This window comes from Ideonella alba (assembly GCF_018069845.1).
In the GTDB taxonomy this organism is placed as follows: Bacteria; Pseudomonadota; Gammaproteobacteria; order Burkholderiales; family Burkholderiaceae_C; genus Ideonella; species Ideonella alba.
Genome location: NZ_JAGQDD010000025.1, coordinates 1 through 23837, shown reverse-complemented (window position 1 = coordinate 23837; position 23837 = coordinate 1). Strand labels below are relative to the sequence as shown.

22 protein-coding genes and 1 pseudogene are annotated in these 23837 nt (G+C 70.5%); 14 read left to right on the top strand and 9 right to left on the bottom strand.

Going from position 1 to position 23837, the window contains the following annotated elements; translation table 11 throughout:
- The 13 genes and pseudogenes from KAK03_RS22315 to KAK03_RS22260 all read left to right on the top strand — a co-directional run bounded on the left by KAK03_RS22315 (position 1) and on the right by KAK03_RS22260 (position 11402).
- Positions 1-483, top strand: coding sequence for a MarR family winged helix-turn-helix transcriptional regulator (locus KAK03_RS22315; RefSeq protein WP_210856884.1), 483 nt, complete (start codon positions 1-3; stop codon positions 481-483).
- Between the two features lie 28 nt (positions 484-511).
- Positions 512-2536 (top strand): ribonuclease catalytic domain-containing protein, encoded by a 2025-nt coding sequence (locus KAK03_RS22310; RefSeq protein WP_210856883.1) that lies wholly within the window; start codon positions 512-514, stop codon positions 2534-2536.
- 5 nt (positions 2537-2541) lie between these two features.
- Positions 2542-3423, top strand: a complete 882-nt coding sequence (locus tag KAK03_RS22305) for an energy transducer TonB (protein ID WP_210856882.1) — start codon at positions 2542-2544, stop codon at positions 3421-3423.
- An 11-nt stretch (positions 3424-3434) separates the two neighbouring features.
- A complete protein-coding gene (gene aroE, locus KAK03_RS22300) occupies positions 3435-4280 on the top strand; it encodes a shikimate dehydrogenase (protein ID WP_210856881.1) in 846 nt (281 codons plus the stop codon).
- The gene (locus tag KAK03_RS22295; protein WP_210856880.1) at positions 4277-5038 is read left to right on the top strand and encodes a transglycosylase domain-containing protein; all 762 of its coding nucleotides are present in this window, start codon (positions 4277-4279) and stop codon (positions 5036-5038) included. Before aroE ends, KAK03_RS22295 begins: the two co-directional genes overlap by 4 nt.
- A gap of 19 nt (positions 5039-5057) precedes the next feature.
- The gene (locus tag KAK03_RS22290; RefSeq protein WP_210856879.1) at positions 5058-5660 is read left to right on the top strand and encodes a hypothetical protein; all 603 of its coding nucleotides are present in this window, start codon (positions 5058-5060) and stop codon (positions 5658-5660) included.
- A complete protein-coding gene (locus tag KAK03_RS22285) occupies positions 5657-6169 on the top strand; it encodes a TlpA family protein disulfide reductase (protein ID WP_210856878.1) in 513 nt (170 codons plus the stop codon). The genes KAK03_RS22290 and KAK03_RS22285 overlap by 4 nt, the downstream gene beginning before the upstream one ends.
- 339 nt (positions 6170-6508) lie before the next feature.
- Positions 6509-6976, top strand: a complete 468-nt coding sequence (gene accB, locus KAK03_RS22280; RefSeq protein ID WP_210856877.1) for an acetyl-CoA carboxylase biotin carboxyl carrier protein — start codon at positions 6509-6511, stop codon at positions 6974-6976.
- 124 nt (positions 6977-7100) lie between these two features.
- Positions 7101-8450, top strand: a complete 1350-nt coding sequence (gene accC / locus KAK03_RS22275) for an acetyl-CoA carboxylase biotin carboxylase subunit (RefSeq protein ID WP_210856876.1) — start codon at positions 7101-7103, stop codon at positions 8448-8450.
- Between the two features lie 16 nt (positions 8451-8466).
- Positions 8467-9354, top strand: a complete 888-nt coding sequence (gene prmA / locus KAK03_RS22270; RefSeq protein ID WP_210856940.1) for a 50S ribosomal protein L11 methyltransferase — start codon at positions 8467-8469, stop codon at positions 9352-9354.
- Positions 9355-9391: 37 nt separating this feature from the next.
- A pseudogene (locus KAK03_RS25540) lies at positions 9392-9457 on the top strand (zinc-ribbon domain-containing protein); the annotation flags it as partial.
- Between the two features lie 204 nt (positions 9458-9661).
- The gene (locus KAK03_RS22265; protein ID WP_247661352.1) at positions 9662-10471 is read left to right on the top strand and encodes a DUF3426 domain-containing protein; all 810 of its coding nucleotides are present in this window, start codon (positions 9662-9664) and stop codon (positions 10469-10471) included.
- Positions 10472-10496: 25 nt separating this feature from the next.
- Positions 10497-11402 carry a carbohydrate kinase family protein gene (locus KAK03_RS22260; protein WP_210856874.1) on the top strand — a complete coding sequence of 302 codons (906 nt, stop codon included), beginning with the start codon at positions 10497-10499 and terminating at the stop codon, positions 11400-11402.
- 1 nt (position 11403) lies between these two features.
- Here KAK03_RS22260 and KAK03_RS22255 read toward each other — a convergent pair whose 3' ends face one another.
- The 9 genes from KAK03_RS22255 to KAK03_RS22215 all read right to left on the bottom strand — a co-directional run bounded on the left by KAK03_RS22255 (position 11404) and on the right by KAK03_RS22215 (position 22280).
- Complete coding sequence (locus tag KAK03_RS22255; RefSeq protein ID WP_210856873.1) at positions 11404-11721, bottom strand: DUF167 domain-containing protein; 318 nt, start codon at positions 11719-11721, stop codon at positions 11404-11406.
- Positions 11722-11815: 94 nt separating this feature from the next.
- Positions 11816-12322: a histone gene (locus KAK03_RS22250; protein ID WP_210856872.1), complete on the bottom strand. Its 507-nt coding sequence runs from the start codon at positions 12320-12322 to the stop codon at positions 11816-11818.
- A gap of 225 nt (positions 12323-12547) precedes the next feature.
- Entirely contained in the window at positions 12548-13750 is a 1203-nt protein-coding gene (locus KAK03_RS22245) for a ribonucleotide-diphosphate reductase subunit beta (protein WP_210856871.1), read from the bottom strand.
- Positions 13751-13921: 171 nt separating this feature from the next.
- Positions 13922-16837 carry a ribonucleoside-diphosphate reductase subunit alpha gene (locus KAK03_RS22240; RefSeq protein WP_210856870.1) on the bottom strand — a complete coding sequence of 972 codons (2916 nt, stop codon included), beginning with the start codon at positions 16835-16837 and terminating at the stop codon, positions 13922-13924.
- A gap of 513 nt (positions 16838-17350) precedes the next feature.
- A complete protein-coding gene (gene ampD / locus KAK03_RS22235; RefSeq protein WP_210856869.1) occupies positions 17351-17935 on the bottom strand; it encodes a 1,6-anhydro-N-acetylmuramyl-L-alanine amidase AmpD in 585 nt (194 codons plus the stop codon).
- Positions 17932-19380 carry a sigma-54-dependent transcriptional regulator gene (locus tag KAK03_RS22230; protein ID WP_210856868.1) on the bottom strand — a complete coding sequence of 483 codons (1449 nt, stop codon included), beginning with the start codon at positions 19378-19380 and terminating at the stop codon, positions 17932-17934. Before KAK03_RS22230 ends, ampD begins: the two co-directional genes overlap by 4 nt.
- Entirely contained in the window at positions 19377-21206 is a 1830-nt protein-coding gene (locus KAK03_RS25465) for a sensor histidine kinase (protein ID WP_210856867.1), read from the bottom strand. Before KAK03_RS25465 ends, KAK03_RS22230 begins: the two co-directional genes overlap by 4 nt.
- Before the next feature lie 34 nt (positions 21207-21240).
- On the bottom strand, positions 21241-21486 hold the full coding sequence (locus tag KAK03_RS22220; protein WP_210856866.1) for a PP0621 family protein: 246 nt from the start codon (positions 21484-21486) through the stop codon (positions 21241-21243).
- The gene (locus KAK03_RS22215) at positions 21483-22280 is read right to left on the bottom strand and encodes a cytochrome C assembly family protein (RefSeq protein WP_210856865.1); all 798 of its coding nucleotides are present in this window, start codon (positions 22278-22280) and stop codon (positions 21483-21485) included. The genes KAK03_RS22220 and KAK03_RS22215 overlap by 4 nt, the downstream gene beginning before the upstream one ends.
- A gap of 70 nt (positions 22281-22350) precedes the next feature.
- Between KAK03_RS22215 and ffh the strand changes: the two genes are divergently transcribed.
- A complete protein-coding gene (gene ffh / locus KAK03_RS22210; protein ID WP_210856864.1) occupies positions 22351-23739 on the top strand; it encodes a signal recognition particle protein in 1389 nt (462 codons plus the stop codon).
- The last annotated feature ends 98 nt before the right edge of the window (positions 23740-23837 follow it).

The window sequence follows — 23837 nt, the reverse complement described above, 5'->3', positions numbered from 1 at the left end:
ATGAACAGCGGCCGCTTCAACCGGACCGCCGGGAACCTGCCCACGCTGGACCGGTTCCTGACCTACCGGCTGCACATGCTGCACAAGCTCAGCGACCGGGCCAGCCATGAGCTCTACCTGGCCGAGAGCGGGCTGGGCCTGGGCGAGGCGCGCTGCCTGGCCGCGGTGGGGTCGTTCGACGCGCTGTCGGTGAACCGCCTGGCCTTCGAGGCCAACCTGGACAAGGGCCAGGCCAGCCGGGCGGCGCAGTCGCTGGTCGACCAGGGGCTGATCAGCAAGAGTCCCAGCGAGAACGACGCCCGCAGCGTCGACCTCAAGCTGACCGAGGCGGGCCGCCAGCGCTGGACCCAGGTCATGGACCTGATCAACCGGCGCAACCACGAGATCTTCGGCTGCCTGAGCCTGGAGGAGCGCCGGCTGCTGGGCGACCTGTTCGACCGCCTGATCGACCACGCCCGGGGCCTGAACCAGCCCGAGGAGTGAGCCCGCCATCGGCGACAATCCGCCGGTGATGTATGCCCTGTTCGATGATGCCGGCAAGTTCCTCGCCGGCCGTGTGATGTCCGAGGCCGACAGCTCGATGCAGATCGAGCTGGATTCGGGCAAGCGCGTCAAGGTCAAGTCTGCCAATGTGCTGCTGCGCTTCGACAAGCCGCAGCCGGCCGAGCTGGTCGCGTCCGGCCAGGCGCAGGCCGCCGGCATCGACCTGGACCTGGCCTGGGAGTTCGCCCCCGAGGGCGAGTTCGGCTTCGCCGACCTGGCGCGCGACTATTTCTCGGCCAGCGCCGGCCCGGAACTGCAGGCGGCGATGCTGTTCAAGCTCTTCGAGGCGCCGCACTACTTCCGCCGCGCCGGCAAGGGCCAGTTCAAGAAGGCCCCTGAAGAAACGGTCAAGGCCGCCCTGCTGGCGATCGAGCGCAAGGCCCAGCAGGCCGCGCAGATCGAGGCCTGGGCCACCGAGCTGGCCGCCGGCAGCTGCCCGCCGCCGATCGCCGAGCAGCTCTACCGGATCCTGTTCCGCCCCGACAAGAACGCGCCCGAGTACAAGGCGGTGGTCGAGGCCGCGCGCCGCAGCCAGCGCGCCCCGCTGGACCTGCTGAAGGAGGCCGGCGCGATCACCAGCCCCTACCAGTTCCACTGGCGCCGCTTCCTGTTCGAGCAGTTCCCCAAGGGCCACGGCTTCCCGCCGCTGGAGGCGCCGCAGATCAAGGACGAGCTGCCGCTGGCCGCGGTGCAGGCCTTCTCGATCGATGACTCGCAGACCACCGAGATCGACGACGCGCTGTCGGTCACCGGCCTGGGCAGCGGCAGCGTGGTGCTGGGCATCCACATCGCCGCGCCGGGCCTGGCGATCACGCCCGATTCGGCGGTCGACAAGGTAGCCCGCGAACGCCTGTCCACCGTCTACATGCCGGGCTGGAAGATCACCATGCTGCCCGACGCGGTGGTGCAGGCCTACACGCTGGACGAGGGCCGCGACTGCCCGGCGGTGAGCCTGTACGTGACGCTGGACGAGGCCACGCTGGCCGTCACCGCCACCGAGACGCGCCTGGAGCGCGTGCCCATTGCCGCCAACCTGCGCCACGACCAGCTCGACGAGGTCATCACCGAGGCCAGCCTGACCGGCGAGGCGCTGGCCGAGTACCCGTTCGCCCCCGAGCTGGCCTTCTGCTTCCGGCTGGCGCGCCACCTGAAGGCGGCGCGCGAGGTGGTGCGCGGCAAGCCCGAGCTGTTCAACCGCCCCGACTACAGCTTCAAGCTCGACGGTGCGGGCCGTGAACCGCAGGGCGACGAGACGGTGCGCATCACCGAGCGCCGCCGCGGCGCGCCGCTGGACCTGGTGGTGTCGGAAGCCATGATCCTGGCCAACAGCACCTGGGGCGGCTGGCTGGCCGAGCTGGGCGTGCCCGGCATCTACCGCAGCCAGGCCAGCCTGGCCCCCGGCGTGAAGGTGCGCATGGGCACCAAGCCGGCGCCGCACGCCGGCATGGGCGTGGCGCAGTACACCTGGGCCACCTCGCCGCTGCGCCGCTACACCGATCTGGTCAACCAGTGGCAGATCATTGCCTGCGCACGCCACGGCCGCACCGCGGCGCTGGCCGCGCCCTTCAAGCCCAAGGACGCCACGCTGTTCTCGGTGATCTCGGCGTTTGACGGTGCCTACGCCGCCTACAACGGCTTCCAGCAGGCGATCGAGCGCTTCTGGACGATGCGCTGGCTGACCCAGAACGGCGTCACCGAGCTGGACGCGGCGGTGATGAAGGACGGCCTGGTGCGTGCCGAGACGCTGCCGCTGGTGTTCAAGGCCCTGGGCTGCGAACCCCTGCCGCGCGGCACCCGCGTGCGGGTGCGCGTCACCGGGCTGGACCTGCTGACGCTGGAGGTGCACGCCAGCCTGCTGACCCGCCTGGACGCCACCGCCGGTGCCGACCAGGCTGCGGAGAGTGACGACAGCGACGAGGACGAGGCCCCCGCCGCCAGCCTGTCACTGGCGATCGACCTGGCCGACGCCGAACCGCCGCCCGCCGCCGCCTGAACACGATGCGGCGGATCGCCCTGCCCGGCTGGACACGGCGCCTGAGCGCGCTGCAATGGGCGCTGCTGTGCTCGCTGGCCGTGCACGGCGCGCTGCTGACCGTGCGCTTCGTCGACCCCGAGGGCTTCAACCGCCTGTTCGAGGACACGCCGCTGGAAGTCATCCTGGTCAACGCGCGCTCCGACGAGAAGCCGCAGAAGGCCCAGGCGATCGCCCAGGCCAACCTGGCCGGCGGCGGCGACAACGAGGAGGGCCGTGCCACCACGCCGCTGCCGCCCTCGGCCTTCCAGCAGCCGGGCGACGACCTGGAAGAGGCGCGGCGCCAGGTCAATGCGATGCAGGACATCCAGCAGCAACTGCTGGCGCAGATCCGCCGCGAGATCGCCCTGCTGCCGCCGCCCGACCCCAGCAAAGCCGCCACCTCGCCCGAAGAGCAGCAGCGCGAGGAGCGCCGGCGCCAGATGCTGCGCATGCTTGCCGAGATCGAGAAGCGCATCAACGAGGAGAACGCGCGGCCCAAGAAGCGCTACATCAGCCCGGCCACGCGCGAAGAGGTCTACGCGATCTACTACGACAACCTGCGCCGCCGCATCGAGGACCGTGGCACCCGCGACTTCCCCGAGATCGCCGGCAAGAAGCTGTACGGCGAGCTGACGATGAACATCACCATCGACGCCACCGGCCGGGTGATCGAGGCCGAGATCGTCCGTCCCGCCAAGTCGCCGGTGCTCAACCGGCGGGCGCTGGCCATCGTCCATGCGGCCGGCCCGTTCGGCGCGTTCAACGAGGCGATGCGGCGCCAGGCCGACCAGATCGTGGTCACCTCGCGCTTTCGCTTCACGCGCAGCGATGGCCTGGAGACCAGCCTCAGCAACAACGCTCCCTGACCTGCCCTTGCATGAGTTCCCCTGACCGTTATGCCGTGGTCGGCCACCCCGTCGAGCACAGCCGCTCGCCAACGATCCACGCCGCCTTTGCGGCCCAGACCGGCGAGGTGCTGACCTACGAGCGCCTGCTGGCGCCGCTGGACGGCTTTGCCGACACCGTGCGCCGCTTTGCCGCCGAGGGCGCGCGCGGCTGCAATGTCACCGTGCCCTTCAAATTCGAGGCGCTGGCGCTGGCCGCCCGGGCCACGCCGCGGGCCACGCTGGCCGGCGCGGCCAACACGCTGCGCTTCGATGCCGACGGCTGGCTGGCCGACAACACCGACGGCATCGGCCTGATGCGCGACATCGCGCAGGGCGCCGGCCGGCCACTGGCCGGGCAGCGCGTGCTGCTGGTGGGTGCCGGCGGCGCCGGCGCCGGCGTGCTGGGCCCGCTGCTGGAGGCCCGGCCCGCCCAGGTGGTGCTGGCCAATCGCACGCCGCAGCGGGCCGAGGAACTGGTGAAGCGCCATGCGGCGCTGGCGCAGGCCCAGGGGGTGGCGCTGTCGGCCAGCGGCCTGGAGGCCCCGGGCGAGGCCTTCGACCTGGTGATCAACGCCAGCGCCTCCAGCCTGGGCGGTGCGGCCGCACCGGTGCCGGCCGCCACGCTGCGGCCAGGCGCACTGGCGGTGGACCTGATGTATGGCGCCGCCGCCCGTCCCTTCCTGGACTGGGCCAGGGCCCACGGCGCCGAGGGCCGCGACGGCCTGGGCATGCTGGTCGAGCAGGCGGCCGAGGCCTTTGCGCTGTGGCGCGGCCGCCGTCCCGAGACCGCGCCGGTGCTGGCCGCGCTGCGCGCCAGCCTGGCGCGCGCGGCATGAAGCGCCTGGTCGGGCGCCTGCTGGCGCTGCTGCTGCTGTCGGCCCTGTCGCTGCAGCTGTTCTTCCTGGCGCGCATCGCGCTGATGGGGGTGGTCGACCCGCAGTCCACCGCCTTCCAGCGCTCGGAAGCCTGGCGGCTGCTGGTCGAGAAGCATGAGCTGGCCTGGAGCCAGGAGTGGTCGGACCGGGTCTCGCCCCACCTGGGCCGGGCGGTGATCGCCAGCGAGGACGCCGGCTTTGCCGAGCACGGCGGCGTGGAATGGGACGCGATCGAGAAGGCCTGGGAGCGCAACCAGAAGTCCGAGGCGCGCGCCGAGAAGCTCAATGAGCAGGCCGAGAAACGCGCCGCCAACGGCAAGGTGGCCACGCCGCCGCGCAAGGTCGAGGCCAAGGTGGTGGGCGGCTCCACCATCAGCCAGCAGCTGGCCAAGAACCTGTTCCTGTCGGGCGAGCGCACCGCGCCACGCAAGGCGCAGGAGTTCCTGATCACCTTCATGCTCGAAGCCCTGCTGGGCAAGCAGCGCATCCTGGCGATCTACCTCAACAGCGTGGAGTGGGGCGAGGGCGTGTTCGGCGCCCAGGCGGCCGCACGGCACTATTTCCGCGTCGATGCGGCGCAGCTGGGCCCGGCCCAGGCGGCCCGGCTGGCGGTGATGCTGCCGGCGCCCAAGCGCTTCGAGAAGAACCCGGGATCGGCCTATGTGGCCGGGCGCTCGGCCACCATCCAAGCCCGCATGGGCGCTGTGGAACTGCCCTGATCAGGCACACTGCCACCCCGTGAGCGCATTGACCGACGAGATCGCCCAGGCCGCCGCCCGGCTGGTGGTGGACGAGGGCCTGGACTACCCCGGCGCCAAGCGCCGTGCCGCCGCCGACCTGGCGCGCCACGGCGTGGGCCGGGCCGAGCTGCCCAGCAACGAGCTGGTCGAGGACGCGGTGCGCGAGCACCTGGCGCTGTTCCACGCCGACACCCAGCCGCAGGAGCTGCGCGCGCTGCGCCGCCACGCGCTGACCTGGCTGGAGCGCCTGGCCGAGTTCCGCCCGCACCTGGGCGGCGCGGTCTGGCGCGGCACCGCCACGCGGCTGTCGCCGATCGTCATCGACCTCTACGCCGACGACCCCAAGGCGCCCGAGATCAGCCTGCTCAACCGCGGCATCGACTACGACAGCGCCGGCGACGAGGATGCCCAGGTGCTGTCACTGGCCGACCGCTGTCCCGGCCTGGCCCTGCCCGGCCCGCGACCGGACGACTGGATCACGCTGCACCTGGTGGTGCACGACCACGACGCGCTGCGTGGCGCGCTCAAACCCGACAGCCGCGGCCAGTCCTGGCGCGGCGATGCGCGGGCGCTGCGTGCCCGCCTGGAGGAGCCGGCATGAACCGCCGCACCGCCTGGCTGGCCGGGGGTGGCCTGGGCCTGGCTGCCGTGGCCGGCGCCGGCTGGTGGTGGCGCCAGCGGCAGGACCCGGCCGACCTGGCGCTGGCCGAGTTCCTGCAAGGCCAGTGGCCGGGGCCGGACGGCCAGCCCCGATCGCTGGCGGCATTCGCCGGCCAGCCGCTGCTGCTGAACTTCTGGGCCACCTGGTGCCCTCCGTGCGTGCGGGAACTGCCCGAACTGGACCGATTCGCCAAGGAGTGGTCGAATGCGGGCGGACGCGTGCTGGGCGTGGCGGTGGACCGCGACGCCGCGGTGCGTGACTTTCTGGTCCGCACGCCGGTCGAGTTCCCGATGGTGGTGCCGGGCTTTGCCGCCATGCCCTGGCTCAGCCGCCTGGGCAACGGCGGCGGCGCCCTGCCCTTCACCCTGCTGGCCGGCGCCGACGGCCGCATCCGCCAGCGCCGCCTGGGCGCCACCTCGCTGGAGGAACTGCGCGGCTGGGTGGCCTGAGGGGGGGCGTCCAGGCCCGGACGCTTGCCAGCCTGGCCGAAAGATGTCAAGGCGACTTGACCTACGCGAAGTTGTCGCGAAAAGGTTTCGATCTTGACGCATTTCGTCGTAAAGTGCGCCCCTGACCTGATGAAGCCAGCCTCGCCTTGGGGTGTGGCGGGGCAGCCGCTCCCCAGCCAGAAGGGACGGCACCCGGTCGTTGGTTCCTGCGGATAGTCGCTAGATACGACACGATGCCGGCAAAACGCCGCACATCCGCAGGAGAGTTCCCTGCCAGTCGTTCGACTGGCGCGGAGGCGCCTGATCCAGGCGCTTCCACTGTCCAGACGAGGAGAAGCCATGGACCTGCGCAAGCTGAAGACCCTGATCGACCTGGTGTCGGAGTCGAACATTTCCGAGCTCGAGATCACTGAGAACGAGGGCAAGGTGCGCATCGTCAAATCGGCTGGCGTGGCCATGACCGCGCCGATGATGGCCATGCAGGCCGCCCCCACGATGATGGCCGCCCCGGCGCCCGCCGCGGCCGCCGCCCCGGCCGCCGAAGCAGCCGCCGCGCCCGCCGCCGAGCCGACGGGTCATGTCGTCAAGTCGCCGATGGTCGGTACCTTCTACGCCTCGTCCACCCCGGGCGGCAAGCCCTTCGTCGACGTCGGCAGCGTGGTCAAGGAGGGCGAGGCCCTGTGCATCATCGAGGCCATGAAGATCATGAACGAGATCGAGGCCGACAAGTCCGGCACGGTCACCAAGGTGCTGGTCGAGAACGGCCAGCCGGTCGAGTTCGGCCAGCCGCTGTACGTCATCGAGTGATCGGCGGCTTGCGATGTTCAAGAAAATCCTGATCGCGAACCGGGAGGACCAGGCCGCAGGCCTGGCGGCGCAGCCACTTTGCCCCGCGGGCGCAGCCCGCCAGGGCGATTGAGCCGAGGCACCCATGTTCAAGAAAATTCTCATTGCCAACCGAGGCGAAATCGCCCTGCGGATCCAGCGAGCCTGTCGCGAGATGGGCATCAAGGCCGTGGTGGTCTATTCCGAGGCCGACCGCGACGCCAAGTACGTGAAGCTGGCCGACGAGGCGGTGTGCATCGGCCCGGCCCAGTCCAGCCACAGCTACCTCAGCATGCCGGCCATCATCTCCACCGCGGAGGTGACCGATGCCGAGGCCATCCACCCCGGCTACGGCTTTCTCAGCGAGAACGCCGACTTCGCCGAGCGGGTGGAGCAGAGCGGCTTCACCTTCATCGGCCCGACGCCCGAGTCGATCCGCATCATGGGCGACAAGGTCTCGGCCAAGCAGGCCATGATCAAGTCGGGCGTGCCCTGCGTGCCGGGCTCCGAAGGCGCGCTGCCGGACGACCCGAAGGAGATCATCCGCCAGGCCCGGGCCATCGGCTACCCGGTGATCATCAAGGCCGCTGGCGGCGGCGGTGGCCGCGGCATGCGCGTGGTCCACACCGAGGCGGCCCTGATCAACGCGGTGCAGATGACCAAGGCCGAGGCCGGTGCGGCCTTCGGCAACCCGGCCGTCTACATGGAGAAGTTCCTCGAGAACCCGCGCCATGTGGAGATCCAGATCCTGGCCGACGAGCACCGCAATGCCGTCTGGCTGGGCGAGCGCGACTGCTCGATGCAGCGGCGCCACCAGAAGATCATCGAGGAAGCGCCGGCGCCGGGCATCCCGCGCCGCGTGATCGAGAAGATCGGCGACCGCTGCGCCGCCGCCTGCAAGAAGATCGGCTACCGCGGTGCCGGCACCTTCGAGTTCCTCTATGAGAACGGCGAGTTCTACTTCATCGAGATGAACACCCGGGTGCAGGTGGAGCATCCGGTGACCGAACTGGTCACCGGCATCGACATCGTGCAGATGCAGATCCGCATCGCCGCCGGCGAGAAGCTGCCCTTCTCGCAGCGCCAGATCGCGATGCGCGGCCATGCGATCGAGTGCCGCGTCAACGCTGAGGACCCCTGGAAGTTCACCCCCTCGCCGGGCCGCATCACCATGTGGCACCCGCCGGGCGGCCCGGGCGTGCGCGTGGACAGCCACGCCTACACCAACTACTTCGTGCCGCCCAACTACGACTCGATGATCGGCAAGATCATCGTCCACGGCGACACCCGCGAGCAGGCGCTGGCGCGCATGCGCACCGCGCTGGCCGAGACCGTGGTCGAGGGCATCCAGACCAACATCCCGCTGCACCGCGAGCTGATGGTGGACAAGGGTTTCTGCAGCGGCGGCACCAGCATCCATTACCTGGAAGGCTGGCTGGAACACCACCGCCGCTGAGGATCCCCCGATGGCCCTGTACGAGCTGGTGCTGACCGCACCGCAGGCGCTGGTCGAGCCGGTGTCCGAGGCGCTGATGGACGGGCTTGACGCGCTGTCGGTCTCGGTCGAGGACGCCGACGCTGACACCGAGGCCGAGCACGCGCTGTTCGGCGAGCCCGGCATGCCGGCGCCGCGGCCGGGCTGGGACCGCTCGGTGATCAAGGCCCTGTTCGCCGATGAGCCCGCCGCCCAGCAGGCGCTGACGCTGCTGCTGGCCCAGGACTGGACGACCGGCCTGCACCCGCAGGGCCTGACCGCCATGGAAGATCAGGACTGGGTGCGGCTGACGCAGTCACAGTTCGCCCCGGTGCCGGTGACCGAGCAGTTCTGGATCGTGCCCACCTGGCACGAGGTGCCCGCCGGCGCCACCCGCGTGATGCGGCTGGACCCGGGCCTGGCCTTCGGCACCGGCACCCACCCGACCACCCGGATGTGCCTGCGCTGGATCGCCCAGCACGCCACGCCCTGGTCGCGCGTGCTGGACTATGGCTGCGGCTCGGGCATCCTGGCGATCGGTGCTGCGCTGCACGGTGCCCAGGCGATCGACGCGGTCGACATCGACCCGGCCGCGGTGGAGTCCACCCGCGCCAATGCCACCGCCAACGGGGTGAGCCTGAACGCCGGCCTGCCTGAGGCCGCCCAGGGCAGCTACCCGCTGGTGCTCGCCAACATCCTGGCCACGCCGCTGAAGCTGCTGGCGCCGCTGCTGTGCGCCCACCTGGCGCCGGGGGCCCATCTGGTGCTGGCCGGCATCCTGGCCCGGCAGGCTGACGAGCTGCGCGCGGCCTACGCGCCCTGGCTGGCACTGGAGGTCAGCGACGAGGACGACGGCTGGATCCTGATGACCGGCCGCCGCGCCTGAGTCCGCCGCTGCGGCGGCTGTGGCATCATCGTCCGACATGAGTCTCGCCACCCGTTGCCCCGCGTGCGGCACGGCCTTCCGCGTGGTGCAGGACCAGTTGCGGGTGTCCGGCGGGTGGGTTCGTTGCGGCATGTGCCAGCAGGTCTTCAACGGCCTGGAGGCCTTGATCGCCGAGCCGCCGGAATCCGCGCCACCGCAGGCGCCCCCCCGGCCGCCTGTGGCTCAGCCGCCCGCCGCAGTGGCAGCCCCGCCTGCGATCGCCCCCGCACCGGCGCCGCAACCGCGCACTGAGCCGGCCCCTGAGCCCATGCGCAGCGTGATCCCCACCGGCGAGGCCTGGGAGGCCGACGCCGGGTGGTCGATGTTCGGCCCCGGCGTGGGGGTCGGTGCCACCGGCACGGCCGCCGGTGACAGCCTGTCGGCGCCCTCGCTGCCCCCGTCGGATTTCGATCCGGTGCTGCGCGGCGTCACGCTGCCGCCCGGTCACAGCGGCATCAGCACCTTTGGCGAGGTCACCGCCGCCACCGCCCAGCGCCAGCCGGTGACCCGGCCACCCAAGGACCTGCGCGTCGACCCACCGCCCTCGGGCCGGCGGCGGCGCCGCAAGCCCGGCTTTGTGCGCCAGGCCGAGCGTGAAGCCCAGTGGCGCACCCCCGCGATGCGGGCGGTGCTGGGCGGCACCGCTGCCCTGCTGGGCGGCGTGCTGCTGCTGCAGGTGGCCCACCATGAACGCGACCGCCTGGCCGCCCACTGGCCCGCCAGCGTGCCCGTGCTGCAGGCCTGGTGCGAGCTGGCGCGCTGCCGGCTCGAACCCATCCGCGCGATCGACCAGCTGGCGATCGACAGCAGCACCCTGCAGCGCACCGCCGCGCCCGACGTGCTGCGCTTCGAGGCCGAACTGCGCAACCAGGCCGCCCACCCGGTGCGCGCGCCGGATCTGGAGCTCAGCTTCACCGACAATCAGGGCCGCCTGCTGGCGCGGCGCGTGCTGCCGGCCGCATCGCTGGACGCACCGGCCGCCGGCATCGCGGCCGACGCGCACTGGTCGGTGCGCGCCGAACTGCGCGTGCGCGACCTGCCCGTGACCGGCTTCAGCGCCGAATTGTTCTACCCCTGACACGGGCCTGAGAGCCCGCACCGCCATGGCCAGTCTCGTCTGCGGCTCTCTTGCCTTCGACACCATCACCACCTTCGGCGGCCGCTTCGCCGAACAGATCCTGCCCGAGCAGGTGCACATCCTGAACGTGTCCTTCCTGGTGCCCACGCTGCGCCGCGAATGGGGCGGCTGCGCCGGCAACATCGCCTACACCCTCAAGGCCCTGGGCGGCGAGCCGGTGGTGATGGCCGCCCTGGGCAACGACGGCGCCGACTACCTGGCGCGCTTCCAGCAGCTGGGCATCGACACCTCCTGCGTGCTGCAGGTGGAAGACACCTACACCGCGCAGGCGATCATCATCACCGACGCCGACAACAACCAGATCACCGCCTTCCACCCCGGCGCGATGCAGCAGGCGCACCAGATCGAGCTGCCGGCGCGCAGCGACCTGCGCCTGGCCATCATCGGCCCCGACGGCCGCGAGGCGATGATCAAGCGCGCGCGCGACCTGGCCGCGGCCGGCATTCCCTTCGTCTTCGACCCGGGCCAGGGCCTGCCGATGTTCGACGGCGCCGAGCTGCGCGCCTTCATCGCCCAGGCGAGCTGGGTGGCGGTCAACGACTACGAAGGGCGCATGCTGTGCGACCGCACCGGCCAGAGCCTGGCCGAGCTGTCGCGCTCGCACCTGAAGGGCGTGGTCGTGACGCTGGGTCACGAGGGCTGCGATGTGTGGGTGGGTGGCGAATGCACCCGCGTGAGCGGCGTGCCGGCCAGCGCGGTGGTCGACCCCACCGGCTGCGGCGACGCCTTCCGCGGCGGCCTGCTCTACGGCCTGGAGGCCGGCTGGGACCTGGTGCGCTGCGTCACGCTGGGCAACAAGCTGGGGGCGCTGAAGATCGCCCAGCGCGGCGGCCAGAACCACCAGATCGACCGCGCCGCACTGGGCCTGTGAGTCAGGCGCTGCCCAGGCAGCGCACCAGCCACGCCTGAACGTCGGTCAGCGGCAGGTCGATCTCGAGCTGCTTGCTGCGCGAGGCCGGCCCGCGCTTGAGGCGCACCGCGCGCCGCGGCAGGCCCAGCTCGGCGGCCACCCAGGCCACCAGCGTGTCATTGGCCTTGCCATCCACCGGTGGCGCGGCCAGGCGCACGCGCAGCGCGCCATCGTGCAGACCCACCGCCTCGGTCTTCTTCGCGTTGGGCACGACCGAGGCATCAAGCAGGCAGCGCGTCGCGCCATCGGCGCGGGCACAGGGCCAGGGATCAGGGCTCATGGCGCGCAGGCGTTCACTCGGACAGCAGGCAGAAAAAAGCCCGGCCGGGGCCGGGCTGCGATCGTCGGGCCGCGGTCATCCGCGGCCGTCAGACTCAGGGCTTGTTGCCCGTCGGGAACGGCCAGGCGGCCGCCGGGCTCAGCGCGGTTTTCGCCGCAGGCGCAGGCGCAGGCGCAGCAGCAGGGGCAGGCGCAGCGGCCTTCTTGGCCGCCTTCTTCGCCGCCGGCTTCTTCGCCGCAGGCTTGGCAGCGGCCTTCTTCGGCGCGGCCTTCTTGGCAGCAGCGGCCTTCTTCGGCGCGGCAGCCTTCTTCGGGGCAGCAGCCTTCTTCGGGGCCGCGGCCTTCTTCGCCGGAGCGGCCTTCTTCGCCGGAGCAGCCTTCTTGGCCGGAGCGGCCTTCTTCGCCGGAGCGGCCTTCTTGGCCGGTGCCGCCTTCTTCGGGGCAGCCTTCTTCGCCGGAGCGGCCTTCTTGGCCGGTGCCGCCTTCTTCGGGGCAGCGGCCTTCTTCGCCGGAGCAGCCTTCTTCGCAGCGGCCTTCTTCGGGGCGGCGGCCTTCTTCGGGGCGGCAGCCTTCTTCGGGGCGGCCTTCTTCGCAGTTGCCATATCAAACTCCTTGATCAAGTTGCAAGAACACCGGACCGCTCGATACAGCCCGGCGATTCACCGACCGGAGGTGGGGAGGTGGCTGAACCACCGACCGTCCCCCGTACCGATGAATGGGGTTTGGCACGGACAGCTGCTTCGCTTGGCAGCCTGATCCCGCGCCGGGAATCTCGATCCATCACCTGCTGGAGCCCGGGACTGCGGCCACCGAAGGCCGCATGCCACTCAGTCCCAGCTCAGCGCGCCACCGGATTGGTATTCGATGACGCGCGTCTCAAAGAAATTGCGCTCCTTCTTCAGGTCGATCATTTCGCTCATCCAGGGGAACGGGTTTTCCTCGTTCGGGAAGAGCGGCTCCAGGCCGATCTGCGTGGCCCGCCGGTTGGCGATGTAGCGCAGGTAGCCCTTGAACATCGAGGCGTTCAGGCCCAGCACGCCACGCGGCATGGTGTCCTCGGCGTAGCGGTACTCCAGCTCGACGGCCTTCTCGAACAGGGCGCGGATCTCGGCCTTGAACTCGGGCGTCCACAGCTGCGGGTTCTCGAGCTTGATCTGGTTGATCAGGTCGATGCCGAAGTTGCAGTGCATCGACTCGTCGCGCAGGATGTACTGGTACTGCTCGGCCGCGCCGGTCATCTTGTTCTGCCGACCCAGTGCCAGGATCTGCGTGAAGCCGACGTAGAAGAACAGGCCTTCCATCAGACAGGCGAAGACGATGATCGAGCGCAGCAGCGTCTGATCGGCTTCGAGCGTGCCGGTCTTGAAGTTCGGGTCCATGATCGCGTCGATGAACGGGATCAGGAACTCGTCCTTCTCGCGGATGGACGCGACCTCGTGGTACGCATTGAAGATCTCGCCCTCGTCCAGACCCAGCGACTCGACGATGTACTGGTAGGCGTGGGTGTGGATCGCCTCTTCGAAGGCCTGGCGCAGCAGGAACTGGCGCGCCTCGGGGGCCGTGATGTGGCGGTAGGTGCCCAGCACGATGTTGTTGGCGGCCAGCGAATCGGCGGTGACGAAGAAGCCGAGGTTGCGCTTGATGATGCGGCGCTCGTCTTCGGTCAGGCCGTTGGGGTCCTTCCAGGTCGCGATGTCACGCGACATGTTCACCTCTTGCGGCATCCAGTGGTTGGCACAGGTGGCGAGGTACTTCTCCCAGGCCCACTTGTACTTGAACGGCACCAGCTGATTGACATCGGTCTGGCCGTTGATGATGCGCTTCTCGGCCACGTTGACGCGGCGCTCGCTGCGCGCGACCACCGACGAGGCCGCCGAGGGTTCGCCGTGCAGCGCCGCAGTGGCCGTGACCGCGGGGGCTTGAACAGAAGGAGAGGAGACCGCGGCCCGCGCGCTGCCGAGAGCTTGTTCGGGCGCGGTGCGAGGGACAGGTGTCGGGACGGTGCGAGAGTCGTCTTCCCAGACCAGCATGTGCGTGTTTCCTATGGGTGCGAATTATCGGAGTGTTGTGTTCAAACACCAAGCACTTATTGACATCGTCGCGACATCGTTGTTGCCGATGTGCATCGTGCTCGGTGTCTGTTCACGCGATGCGCTGCATCGCGATGCGTGCATCGACCCGGTCGATGCACGCACGCATGGTCACTGACAGGCCTCGCAGGTCGGATCGTCGACGCCGCAGAACTTGATGTCGGTGGCCGGCGATGCATCGGCCGCGAGCATGGCCTGCGCCTGCTGCGCTGCCGCCTCGAGCGCGGAGAGTCCGCCCACGCCGCCACTGCTGGGCACGGCGTTGAGCGCACCGGCGCTGATGGTCGACTTCTCGGCGTGCGTGGCCGCCATCGTGCGCAGGTAGTAGGTGGTCTTCAGACCGCGCACCCAGGCCAGCTTGTAGGTGTCGTCGAGCTTCTTGCCCGACGCACCAGCGATGTAGATGTTCAGCGACTGGGCCTGGTCGATCCACTTCTGGCGGCGCGACGCAGCCTCGACCAGCCACTGCGCCTCGACCTCGAAGGCGGTGGCATAGAGCGACTTCAGCTCCTCGGGCACGCGGTCGATGCGGCGCAGCGAACCGTCATAGTGCTTGAGGTCCATCACCATCACCGAGTCCCACAGGCCCAGCTTCTTCAGGTCGCGCACCAGGTACTCGTTGACCACGGTGAACTCGCCCGACAGGTTGGACTTGACTGACAGGTTGCCGAAGGCCGGCTCGATCGAGGCGTCGACACCGATGATGTTGGAGATGGTGGCGGTGGGCGCGATCGCCACGCAGTTGCTGTTGCGCATGCCGTGGGCGGCGATGCGCTGGCGCAGTGCGTCCCAGTCCATCGTCATGCTGCGGTCGACATCGACGTAGCCGCCGCGCTGCTCGGCCAGCAGGTCCAGCGAGTCGATCGGCAGGATGCCGCGGTCCCACAGCGAGCCGCGGTAGCTGCTGTAGCGGCCGCGCTCGGCGGCCAGCTCGGTCGAGGCCCAGTAGGCGTAGTAGCAGACCGCTTCCATCGAGCGGTCGGCGAACTCGACCGCCGCCTGGCTGGCATAGGGCGTGCGCAGCTGGTAGAGCGCGTCCTGGAAGCCCATGATGCCCAGGCCCACCGGGCGGTGGCGCAGGTTGGCGTCACGCGCCTTCTTGACCGCGTAGTAGTTGATGTCGATGACGTTGTCGAGCATGCGCATCGCCACGCTGATCGTCTTCTTCAGCTTCTCGTGGTCGATCTGGCCGTCCTTCAGGTGCTGCGCCAGGTTGACCGAGCCGAGGTTGCACACCGCGATCTCGTCGTCGCCGGTGTTCAGCGTGATCTCGGTGCACAGGTTGGACGAATGCACCACGCCCACGTGCTGCTGCGGCGAGCGCACGTTGCAGGCGTCCTTGAAGGTGATCCAGGGGTGGCCGGTCTCGAACAGCATCGAGAGCATCTTGCGCCACAGGTCCTTGGCCGGCATGCGCTTGAAGAGCTTGATCTCGCCGCGGTCGACCTTGGCCTCGTAGGCGGTGTAGGCGCGTTCGAACTCGGCACCGACCAGGTCATGCAGGTCGGGGCAGGTGCTGGGGCTGAACAGGGTCCAGTCGCCGCCCTCGATGACGCGCTTCATGAACAGGTCCGGAATCCAGTTCGCGGTGTTCATGTCGTGGGTGCGGCGGCGGTCGTCGCCGGTGTTCTTGCGCAGCTCCAGGAACTCTTCCAGGTCCAGGTGCCAGGTCTCCAGGTAGGCGCAGACCGCGCCCTTGCGCTTGCCGCCCTGGTTGACCGCCACCGCGGTGTCGTTGACCACCTTCAGGAAGGGCACGACACCCTGGCTCTTGCCGTTGGTGCCCTTGATGTAGGAGCCCAGCGCACGCACATTGGTCCAGTCGTTGCCCAGGCCGCCGGCGAACTTGGACAGCAGCGCGTTTTCCTTCAGCGCCTCGTAGATGCCGTCCAGGTCATCGGCCACGGTGGTCAGGTAGCAGCTGCTGAGCTGCGAGCGGCGGGTGCCGGCGTTGAACAGCGTGGGCGTGCTCGACATGAAGTCGAAGCTGGAGAGCACCTGGTAGAACTCGATGGCGCGGGCTTCGCGGTCGATCTCGCCCAGCGCCAGGCCCATGGCCACGCGCATGAAGAAGGCCTGCGGCATCTCGATGCGCTGCTCGTCGATGTGCAGGAAGTAGCGGTCGAACAGGGTCTGCAGGCCCAGGTAGTCGAACTGCAGGTCGCGGCTGGCGTCCAGCGCCGCACCCAGCTTGGCCAGGTCGTACTGCAGCAGCTTGTCGTCCAGCAGTTCGGCCTGCACGCCGCGCTTGATGAACTTGGGGAAGTACTCGGCGTAGCGGGTGGCCATCTCGGCCTGGGTGACTTCCTCGCCCAGGATCTCACGGCGGATGGTGTGCATCAGCAGGCGCGCGGTGGCCCGGGTGTAGGCGGGCTCCTGCTCGATCAGCGTGCGGGCGGCCAGAATGGCGGCCTTGTAGACCTCGTCGATCGGCACGCCGTCATACAGGTTGCGGCGGGTCTCGGCCAGGATGGGCTCGGGGCGCACATCGGCGCCCAGGCCGGCACAGGCGGATTCGACCAGCGACTGCAGTGCGGCCTCGTCCAGCGGCACGCGCTGGCCCTTGTCGGTGACGCTGAGCTGGTGCGAGATCGCGGCCTCGGCCACCTGCCCCTGCTTCAGGCGCTCCTGCGAGCGGCGCTCACGGTAGAGCACATAGGCGCGCGCCACTTCGTGGTGGCCACCGCGCATCAGGCCCAGCTCGACCTGGTCCTGCACGTCCTCGATGTGGAAGGTGCCGCCGCCCGGGCGCGAGCGCAGCAGGCCGCGCACCACCAGCTCGGTCAGGCCGTCCACCGTCTCGCGCACGCTGGCCGACGCGGCGCCCTGGGTGCCATGCACCGCCAGGAAGGCCTTCATCAGCGCGATCGCGATCTTGTTGGGCTCGAACGAGACCACCGCGCCGTTGCGGCGGATGATCTGGTAGCCCTGGTAGGCGCTGGCGGCGGCCTGGCTGCTGGTGGCGGCAGGCGTGGCCAGGCGCGCGGCGGCGCCGGTGTCGGTCAGGCTGGACGGGACAGCTTGCATGGATTCCCCTCAGTTGGATGTGTCGGTGTGGAGGGCGCGAGGTCGCGCTTGGAAGGAGCCGTTGGGAGGCCGCCGGCGAGGCCGCCAATCGCTCAGGTCGGTGACCCGAGGCGTCGGTGCCGGCGTCTCATCGTCGTCGAAGGCCACGGGCGCCCGCAGGGGGCGGCGCGCTGTCCTGTGGGACCCCCGGGCGACGTGCGGGGCACGCGGCGACAGGGTGGACAGGCAGGGCGAGGTGGCTCATCGACGTTTGGCTAGAGGCCGAAGGTTAGCACAAGCAGACACTATATCTGGGGCCCCAGAGCACCTCAAGCACTACCGATAGCGTGCTTCCTCGCCCTTGACGACGGGCGCGAAATGCCCTTGCGATCGCCGCATCCGGGTGCTCACACCGCGCATCGGCGTCTCGCGCGCACCGTCTGCGGTGCAGCGCTCACGCAGCCAGTCCCGGCGCGGCCTGCACCGCGAAATGCGGCGCCGAGCCTTGCGCCACGCGGGTCTGCGACGGCCGCGTCAAGCCTGGCCAAGGATCTCCGGCGCAACCTGCGCGCGGCAGCCCGCCAGGCTTGCGTTCAGGCGGACCCAGTCGAAGCCCGGACCCGGGTCCGCCTTGCGGCCCGGCGCCACATGTTCATGGCCGACCACGTCGGCAATCGGGTGATGCCGCGCCAAAGTCCTGATCAAGGTCGCCAGAACCGTGTACTGGTACGTTTCGAAACACTCTCCCTCGAGGCCCTCGAGCTCGATGCCGATCGACCAGTCGTTGCAGTTCTCGCGCCCACGCCAGCTCGATCGGCCGGCATGCCAGGCGCGCTCGGTGGTGGCCACGAACTGCAGCAACTCACCGTCGCGCCGCAGCAGGAAGTGCGCCGACACCTGCAGGCCGCGCAGCGCGTCGAAATACGGGTGGGCGTCGCAGTCCAGGCGGTTGGTGAACAGGCGCTCGATCGCGTCGCCGCCGTACTGGCCCGGCGGCAGGCTGATCGAATGCAGCACCAGCAGGCTCGGGGCGACCTCGGCCGGCCGGGGTCCGAAATTGGGTGAGTCGACGCGGCGCGCCCCGCCCCACCAGCCGTCCCGCCAGCGGCCGGCGCTCACCGCTCGCCGGCCTCGTCGCCCGAGGCGCCTTCGGAGATGCCCAGCCGGGCCATGCGGTAGCGCATCTGCCGCAGCGACAGGCCCAGGCGCGCGCCGGCCGCGGTGCGGTTGAAGCCGTGCTGGTGCAGCGCGCGCTCGAGGATGCGCCGCTCGACCTCGTCCAGGTGACGCGCCAGATCGCTGGGCAGCGACTCATCATGGGTGGCTGCAGCCGCGGCGGCGCCCGGGGGCAGGCTGGCCTCGGCCTCGTCGTCCAGCAGCGAGCGGCCCACCAGCTGCTCGGGCAGGCCCAGGTCCTGCGGCGTGATCTCGTCACCGGCCGACAGCGCCACCGCGCGGTGCAGCAGGTTCTCCAGCTCGCGCACATTGCCCGGGAAGGCGTAGCTGGCCAGGCGCTCACGCGCCGCCAGCGCCAGCACCGGAGGCGGGCTGACGCCGGCCTCGTTGGCGATGCGCTCGAGCAGCACGTCGCAGATCAGCACCAGGTCCTCCATGCGCTCGCGCAGCGGCGGCACCGGGATGCGGATCACGTTCAGCCGGTAGAACAGGTCCTGCCGGAAGCGGCCCTGCGCCACCTCCTGCGCCAGGTCCTTGTGGGTGGCGCTGACCAGGCGCACATTGGTGGGTTGCTCGGCGGTGGCGCCCACCGGCCGCACCGCGCGCTCCTGGATCACGCGCAGCAGCTTGCTCTGCATCGCCAGCGGCAGGTCACCGATCTCGTCCAGGAACAGCGTGCCGCCTGCAGCCGCCTGGAAGAAGCCTTCGCGGTCTTCGGTGGCGCCGGTGAAGGCGCCCTTGCGGTAGCCGAAGAATTCGGCCTCCAGCAGGGCCTCGGGGATGGCGCCGCAGTTGACCGCGACAAAGGGCCCGGCGGCGCGCGCGCTGACCTCGTGGATGCCGCGGGCCACCAGCTCCTTGCCGGTGCCCGACTCGCCGTGGACCAGCACCGGCGCCATGCTGCGCGCCACCTTCTCGACCAGTTCGCGCACCTGCTGCATGCCGCTGGAGCGGCCTGCCAGGCGATGCAGCGGTCCGCCGCGCGACGGCGCCGCCCCGGCGGCGGTGGGCGCGACGCGACCCATGGCCGAGGCCACGACGGTGCGGAACTGCCGCAGGTCCACCGGCTTGGTGAGGTAGTCGAAGGCGCCCACCTTCAGGGCCTCGACCGCGTTCTCGGCCGAGCCGAAGGCGGTGACGACGATCGCCTTCTCGTTGCGCCGTTGCTTGTCCAGCCAGCGCAGCAGGTCCATGCCGCTGCCGTCGGGCAGGCGCATGTCGGTGATCACCAGGCGGAAGGTCGACTGGGTCAGCGCCTCCAGGGCCTCAGCCACGGTGGACGCGGTCTCGACGCTGTGGCCTTCGCGCAGCAGCGTCAGTTCGTAGAGGGTCAGCAGGTCCGGCTCGTCGTCGACCACCAGCACCCGCCCGGCAGCGGCATCGTTCATAGGTAGAGGCGGCCGCCGGCATCGATCGGCGCGCTGCGCATCACCACCTGGAACACATTGGCGTGGCGGTCACCGGCGCGGCGCAGGTAGTCGATGCTGGCGCCGTGGCGCTCGCAGAGTTCGCGGCAAATATACAGGCCCAGCCCGGTGCCGCGGCTGCGTGTGCTGTGGAAGGGTTCGAACAGGTGCGCCTCGACCTCGGGCGCGATCGGCTCGCCATCGCTGGCCACGCTGATGCGCACCAGCGCGTCGCCCAGCGGCTCCAGGCTCAGGCGCACCGCGCCGGGCTCGCGGCTGGCGTGGCGCAGCGCGTTCTCCAGCAGGTTGATCAGCACGCGGCGCAGGTGGTCGGAATCGAACATGCCGCCCATCGGCTCACCCGGCAGGCGCACCTGCAGCCGGCTGTCGCTGCCCAGCACCACGCCGGCGGTGCGCGCCCATTCGCCACAGATGGCGGCCACCTCGGCGCACAGGTCGATCACGCGCGAGGGCACCGGCGCCGACGGCGCCACCTCCATGACGTCATCGACGATGCGCTTGAGGCGCTCGACGTTGTCGCTGACGATGCGCGCCAGGCGCTGCTGGTCGGGCGGCAGGTTGTCCTCCTGCAGCAGCGCATTGGCCTGCGAGATCGCCGCCAGCGGGTTGCGGATCTCGTGCGCAATGCCGGCCGAGATGCGGCCCATGGCCACCAGGCGCTCCTGGCGCTGGCGCGCCAGCACGTTCTTCAGCTCCTCGACGAAGAGCACCGCCAGCACTTCCTCGGAGCCCCCATGGCCGTCGCCGGCGCGGCGGGTGAAACGCGCGCGCACCCGCACCGAGCGCGGCGACTCGCGGTCGAAGGCCAGCGTCAGGTCCATGCCGCCGGCCGGCCACTGGCCGTTCTCGTAGGCCGATTCGATCGCCCCCAGCAGCGGCAGCCAGCCCCGCTGGCCGTGCAGCGAGAACGGCGCGCGCGGGCAGCGGTCGCCCTCGGCCAGCAGGGCCCGCGCAGCCGGGTTGGCCGCGCGCACGCCGCCGCGGCCGTCGACCACCAGCACGCCATCGGCCATCTCGTCGATCACCAGGCGGTTCAGCTCGGCCTGCTGCAGCGCCAGCGACAGGTTGTGGCGCGCCGAACGTTCCTGGCGCGCCAGCCGGGTGGCCAGTTCGCCCGCCAGGATGACGATCATGAACAGGCCGATGCCCACCAGGCCCGCCTGCGACAGCAGCCCCGGCAGTTCCCCGACCGGCGCCTTCAGCGCCGTGGCCGCCAGCAGACCCAGCGCGGCCAGCGCGGCCGTGGCCAGCGCCGTGGTGCGGCTGCTGAGAATGCCCGACATCAGCGCGGGCAGCACCAGCAGCGCCGCGTGGCTGAGACTGCCGACCGGCGCCAGCCAGTGCATCGCGCCGAAGGCCGCCAGGTCCCAGGCCACCGTGGCCCACCACAGCCAGCGGTTGTTGACCACATGGGTCAGGCTGCGCACGCGCGAGCGCAGCCATTGCCAGCACAGCGCCGCCTCCAGCAGGTTGGCCAGCACCAGCACCAGCGGCAGGTAGCGCAAGGAGCCGTTGTCGATCACCGCGATCTGCGTGAGCAGCAGCGCCACGCCAATCACCACGCGGGCCGCGGTGTAGCTGCGCAGCACCCGCAGGCGCGTGCCGGCCTGTTGCAGGTCGGCGCCCGCGCCAGGATCGCCGGCCTGGGCCAGTCCGCTGAGCTGGCTGCTGTCGCCGAAACCCGGGCCGAAGCCCGTCAGCCCATCCTCGGCCAGGTCCGGGCCCAGGCCCAGCGCGCCCAGGCGAGAGTCGTCGCGGTTGACCGGCGCGCTGCGCGAATGGCTCACCACGCGCTCCCGGGGCGGCCGGGCGGCCAAGCGGTCATGGGCGCGGGCCCAGGTGGCGGTGCTCGGCACCGCAGAAGGCGCGGCCCTGCTCGTCGCGCCAGGCCTCGCCCACCGGCAGCATCAGGCCGCAATGCGCGCAGGCGCACATCGGCGTGGGCGCTGGCGCCGGCGTCGGCGCGGCGGGCGCGGGGGGCGGCACCGGCCGCGCCGAGCGCTTCTGGCGCGACAACCACCATTTCAGCGCGATCACCAGGACCGCCAGTGTCAGCAGGAACTTCATGTCACCGGGCGGTGCAGCAGCACCTCCAGCACGAAGCGCGAGCCCACGTAGGCCAGCAGCAGCAGCAGCGTGCCGGCATACAGCCAGCGCGTGGCCTGGCGGCCGCGCCAGCCGCGCCACAGGCGCCCGGCGATCAGGGCCGCGAAGGTGGCCCAGCCCAGCAGCGACAGCACGGTCTTGTGGTCGCGCCAGCTCCAGTTCGGCGAGGCCAGGCCCAGCACCAGAGCCAGCGTCAGCACGACGAAGCCCGCCTCGACGAAGCGGAAGGTCAAGCGCTCCAGCTTCAGCAGCGGCAGCCCCAGCGCCGTGGCCGGCCCCGGGCCCTTGCCGCGCAGGCGCTGGTCGGCCGAGTCCAGCATCAGTGCATGCAGCACCGCCGCGCCGAACAGGCCATAGGAGGTCAGGCCCAGCACCCAGTGCAGCGGGGCCCAGCGCGAGTGGGCCACGGCGCGCACCTCGCCCGGAAACAGCCAGGCCAGCGCCACGGCGGCCACACCACCCCAGGCCAGCAGGCGACGCAACTGACCCACCGGCATCAGACGGCTCTCGATGCCATGCACCAGCAGCACCAGCCACAGCGTGAACGACAGCACCGGCGCAAAGCCCAGCCGCAGGCCGCCATGGCTGCCCTGGAAGTCCGCCCCGGCCAGCAGCACCAGGCCGTGCAGCAGCCAGGCCGCCATCAGGGCCTGGGCCGGCCAGCGCTGGCCCTCGGCCGCGGGCAGGCTGGCGACCACGTAGGCCAGCACGGCGGGCAGCGCCAGCCAGGTCGCGGAGGCGGCGGATAAAATCATGGGCAGAGTGTACCGGCGCCCCCGCACGCCCGACGCACGGTCTGTCACCTTCGCGGAGCGCTTGCTGCCCATGGCTTCCACCCTCACCGATCGCCTGTCGCACCTGGTCAAGACCATGCGCGGCCAGGCCCGCATCACCGAATCCAACGTGCAGGACATGCTGCGCGAGGTGCGCATGGCCCTGCTCGAGGCCGACGTCGCGCTCCCGGTGGTGCGCGACTTCATCGCCCGCGTCAAGGACAAGGCCCTCGGCCAGGAGGTGGTGGGCTCGCTCAACCCCGGCCAGGTGCTGGTGTCCATCGTCCAGAAGGAACTCGCCGCGACGATGGGCGAGGGCATCTCGGACATCAACCTCGCCGCCCAGCCCCCTGCGGTGATCCTGATGGCCGGTCTGCAAGGCGCCGGCAAGACCACCACCACCGCCAAGCTGGCCAAGCACCTGATCGAGCGGCGCAAGAAGAAGGTGCTGACCGTCTCGGCCGACGTCTACCGCCCCGCCGCCATCGAGCAGCTCAAGACGGTGACCAAGCAGGCGGGCGCCGAGTGGTTCCCGTCCGCCCCCGATCAGAAGCCGCGTGACATCGCGCTGGCCGCGCTGGACCACGCCAAGCGCCACTACTTCGATGTGCTGCTGGTCGACACCGCCGGCCGGCTGGCGATCGATGAGGCGCTGATGGCCGAGATCCGCGAGCTGCACGCGACGATCCACCCGGTCGAGACGCTCTTCGTGGTCGATGCGATGCAGGGCCAGGATGCGGTCAACACCGCCCGCGCCTTCAAGGAGGCGCTGCCGCTGACCGGCGTGGTGCTGACCAAGCTCGACGGCGATTCACGCGGCGGCGCGGCGCTGTCGGTGCGCCAGGTCACCGGCGCGCCGATCAAGTTCGCCGGCGTGTCCGAGAAGATCGACGGTCTGGAGGTCTTCGACGCCGAACGCCACGCCGGCCGCGTGCTGGGCATGGGCGACATCGTCGCGCTGGTCGAGGAGGTGACCAAGGGTGTCGACATCGCCGCCGCCCAGAAGCTGGCCGAGAAGGTCAAGTCCGGCAGTGGCTTCGACCTGAACGACTTCCTGGCCCAGATCAGCCAGATGAAGAAGATGGGCGGCCTGGGCAACCTGATGGACAAGCTGCCCACCCAGATGGCCGCCAAGGCTGGTCAGGCCGACCTGGACCGCGCCGAGCGCGACATGAAGCGCATGGAAGGCATCCTCAACGCGATGACCGCCAAGGAGCGCCGCCAGCCCGCGCTGCTGATGGACGGCAAGTCCAAGGCCAGCCGCAAGCGCCGGATCGCCGCCGGTGCCGGCGTGCAGATCCAGGAGGTCAACCGCCTGCTCAACCAGTTCGACCAGATGCAGGGGATGATGAAGAAGATGAAGGGCGGCGGCCTGATGAAGATGATGAAGAAGCTCGGCGGCATGAAGGGCATGATGCCGCCGGGGTTCCCGGGGGCCTGACGGACTTCGGGAAGTCGGCTGGCTGCCCACAGCGGCCGTAGGCCGCTGTGGGCCAACGCGCTACGCCAACCGTGCCGCCAAGGGCTGGGCAGGCAGGC

Coding starts and splice junctions, on each gene's coding strand:
- KAK03_RS22315 (WP_210856884.1), top strand. CDS start 1: ATGAACAGCGGCCGCTTCAACCGGACCGCCGGGAACCTGCCCACGCTG.
- KAK03_RS22310 (WP_210856883.1), top strand. CDS start 512: ATGTATGCCCTGTTCGATGATGCCGGCAAGTTCCTCGCCGGCCGTGTG.
- KAK03_RS22305 (WP_210856882.1), top strand. CDS start 2,542: ATGCGGCGGATCGCCCTGCCCGGCTGGACACGGCGCCTGAGCGCGCTG.
- aroE (WP_210856881.1), top strand. CDS start 3,435: ATGAGTTCCCCTGACCGTTATGCCGTGGTCGGCCACCCCGTCGAGCAC.
- KAK03_RS22295 (WP_210856880.1), top strand. CDS start 4,277: ATGAAGCGCCTGGTCGGGCGCCTGCTGGCGCTGCTGCTGCTGTCGGCC.
- KAK03_RS22285 (WP_210856878.1), top strand. CDS start 5,657: ATGAACCGCCGCACCGCCTGGCTGGCCGGGGGTGGCCTGGGCCTGGCT.
- accB (WP_210856877.1), top strand. CDS start 6,509: ATGGACCTGCGCAAGCTGAAGACCCTGATCGACCTGGTGTCGGAGTCG.
- accC (WP_210856876.1), top strand. CDS start 7,101: ATGTTCAAGAAAATTCTCATTGCCAACCGAGGCGAAATCGCCCTGCGG.
- KAK03_RS22265 (WP_247661352.1), top strand. CDS start 9,662: ATGCGCAGCGTGATCCCCACCGGCGAGGCCTGGGAGGCCGACGCCGGG.
- KAK03_RS22260 (WP_210856874.1), top strand. CDS start 10,497: ATGGCCAGTCTCGTCTGCGGCTCTCTTGCCTTCGACACCATCACCACC.
- KAK03_RS22255 (WP_210856873.1), bottom strand. CDS start 11,721: ATGAGCCCTGATCCCTGGCCCTGTGCCCGCGCCGATGGCGCGACGCGC.
- KAK03_RS22250 (WP_210856872.1), bottom strand. CDS start 12,322: ATGGCAACTGCGAAGAAGGCCGCCCCGAAGAAGGCTGCCGCCCCGAAG.
- KAK03_RS22245 (WP_210856871.1), bottom strand. CDS start 13,750: ATGCTGGTCTGGGAAGACGACTCTCGCACCGTCCCGACACCTGTCCCT.
- KAK03_RS22240 (WP_210856870.1), bottom strand. CDS start 16,837: ATGCAAGCTGTCCCGTCCAGCCTGACCGACACCGGCGCCGCCGCGCGC.
- KAK03_RS22230 (WP_210856868.1), bottom strand. CDS start 19,380: ATGAACGATGCCGCTGCCGGGCGGGTGCTGGTGGTCGACGACGAGCCG.
- KAK03_RS22220 (WP_210856866.1), bottom strand. CDS start 21,486: ATGAAGTTCCTGCTGACACTGGCGGTCCTGGTGATCGCGCTGAAATGG.
- KAK03_RS22215 (WP_210856865.1), bottom strand. CDS start 22,280: ATGATTTTATCCGCCGCCTCCGCGACCTGGCTGGCGCTGCCCGCCGTG.
- ffh (WP_210856864.1), top strand. CDS start 22,351: ATGGCTTCCACCCTCACCGATCGCCTGTCGCACCTGGTCAAGACCATG.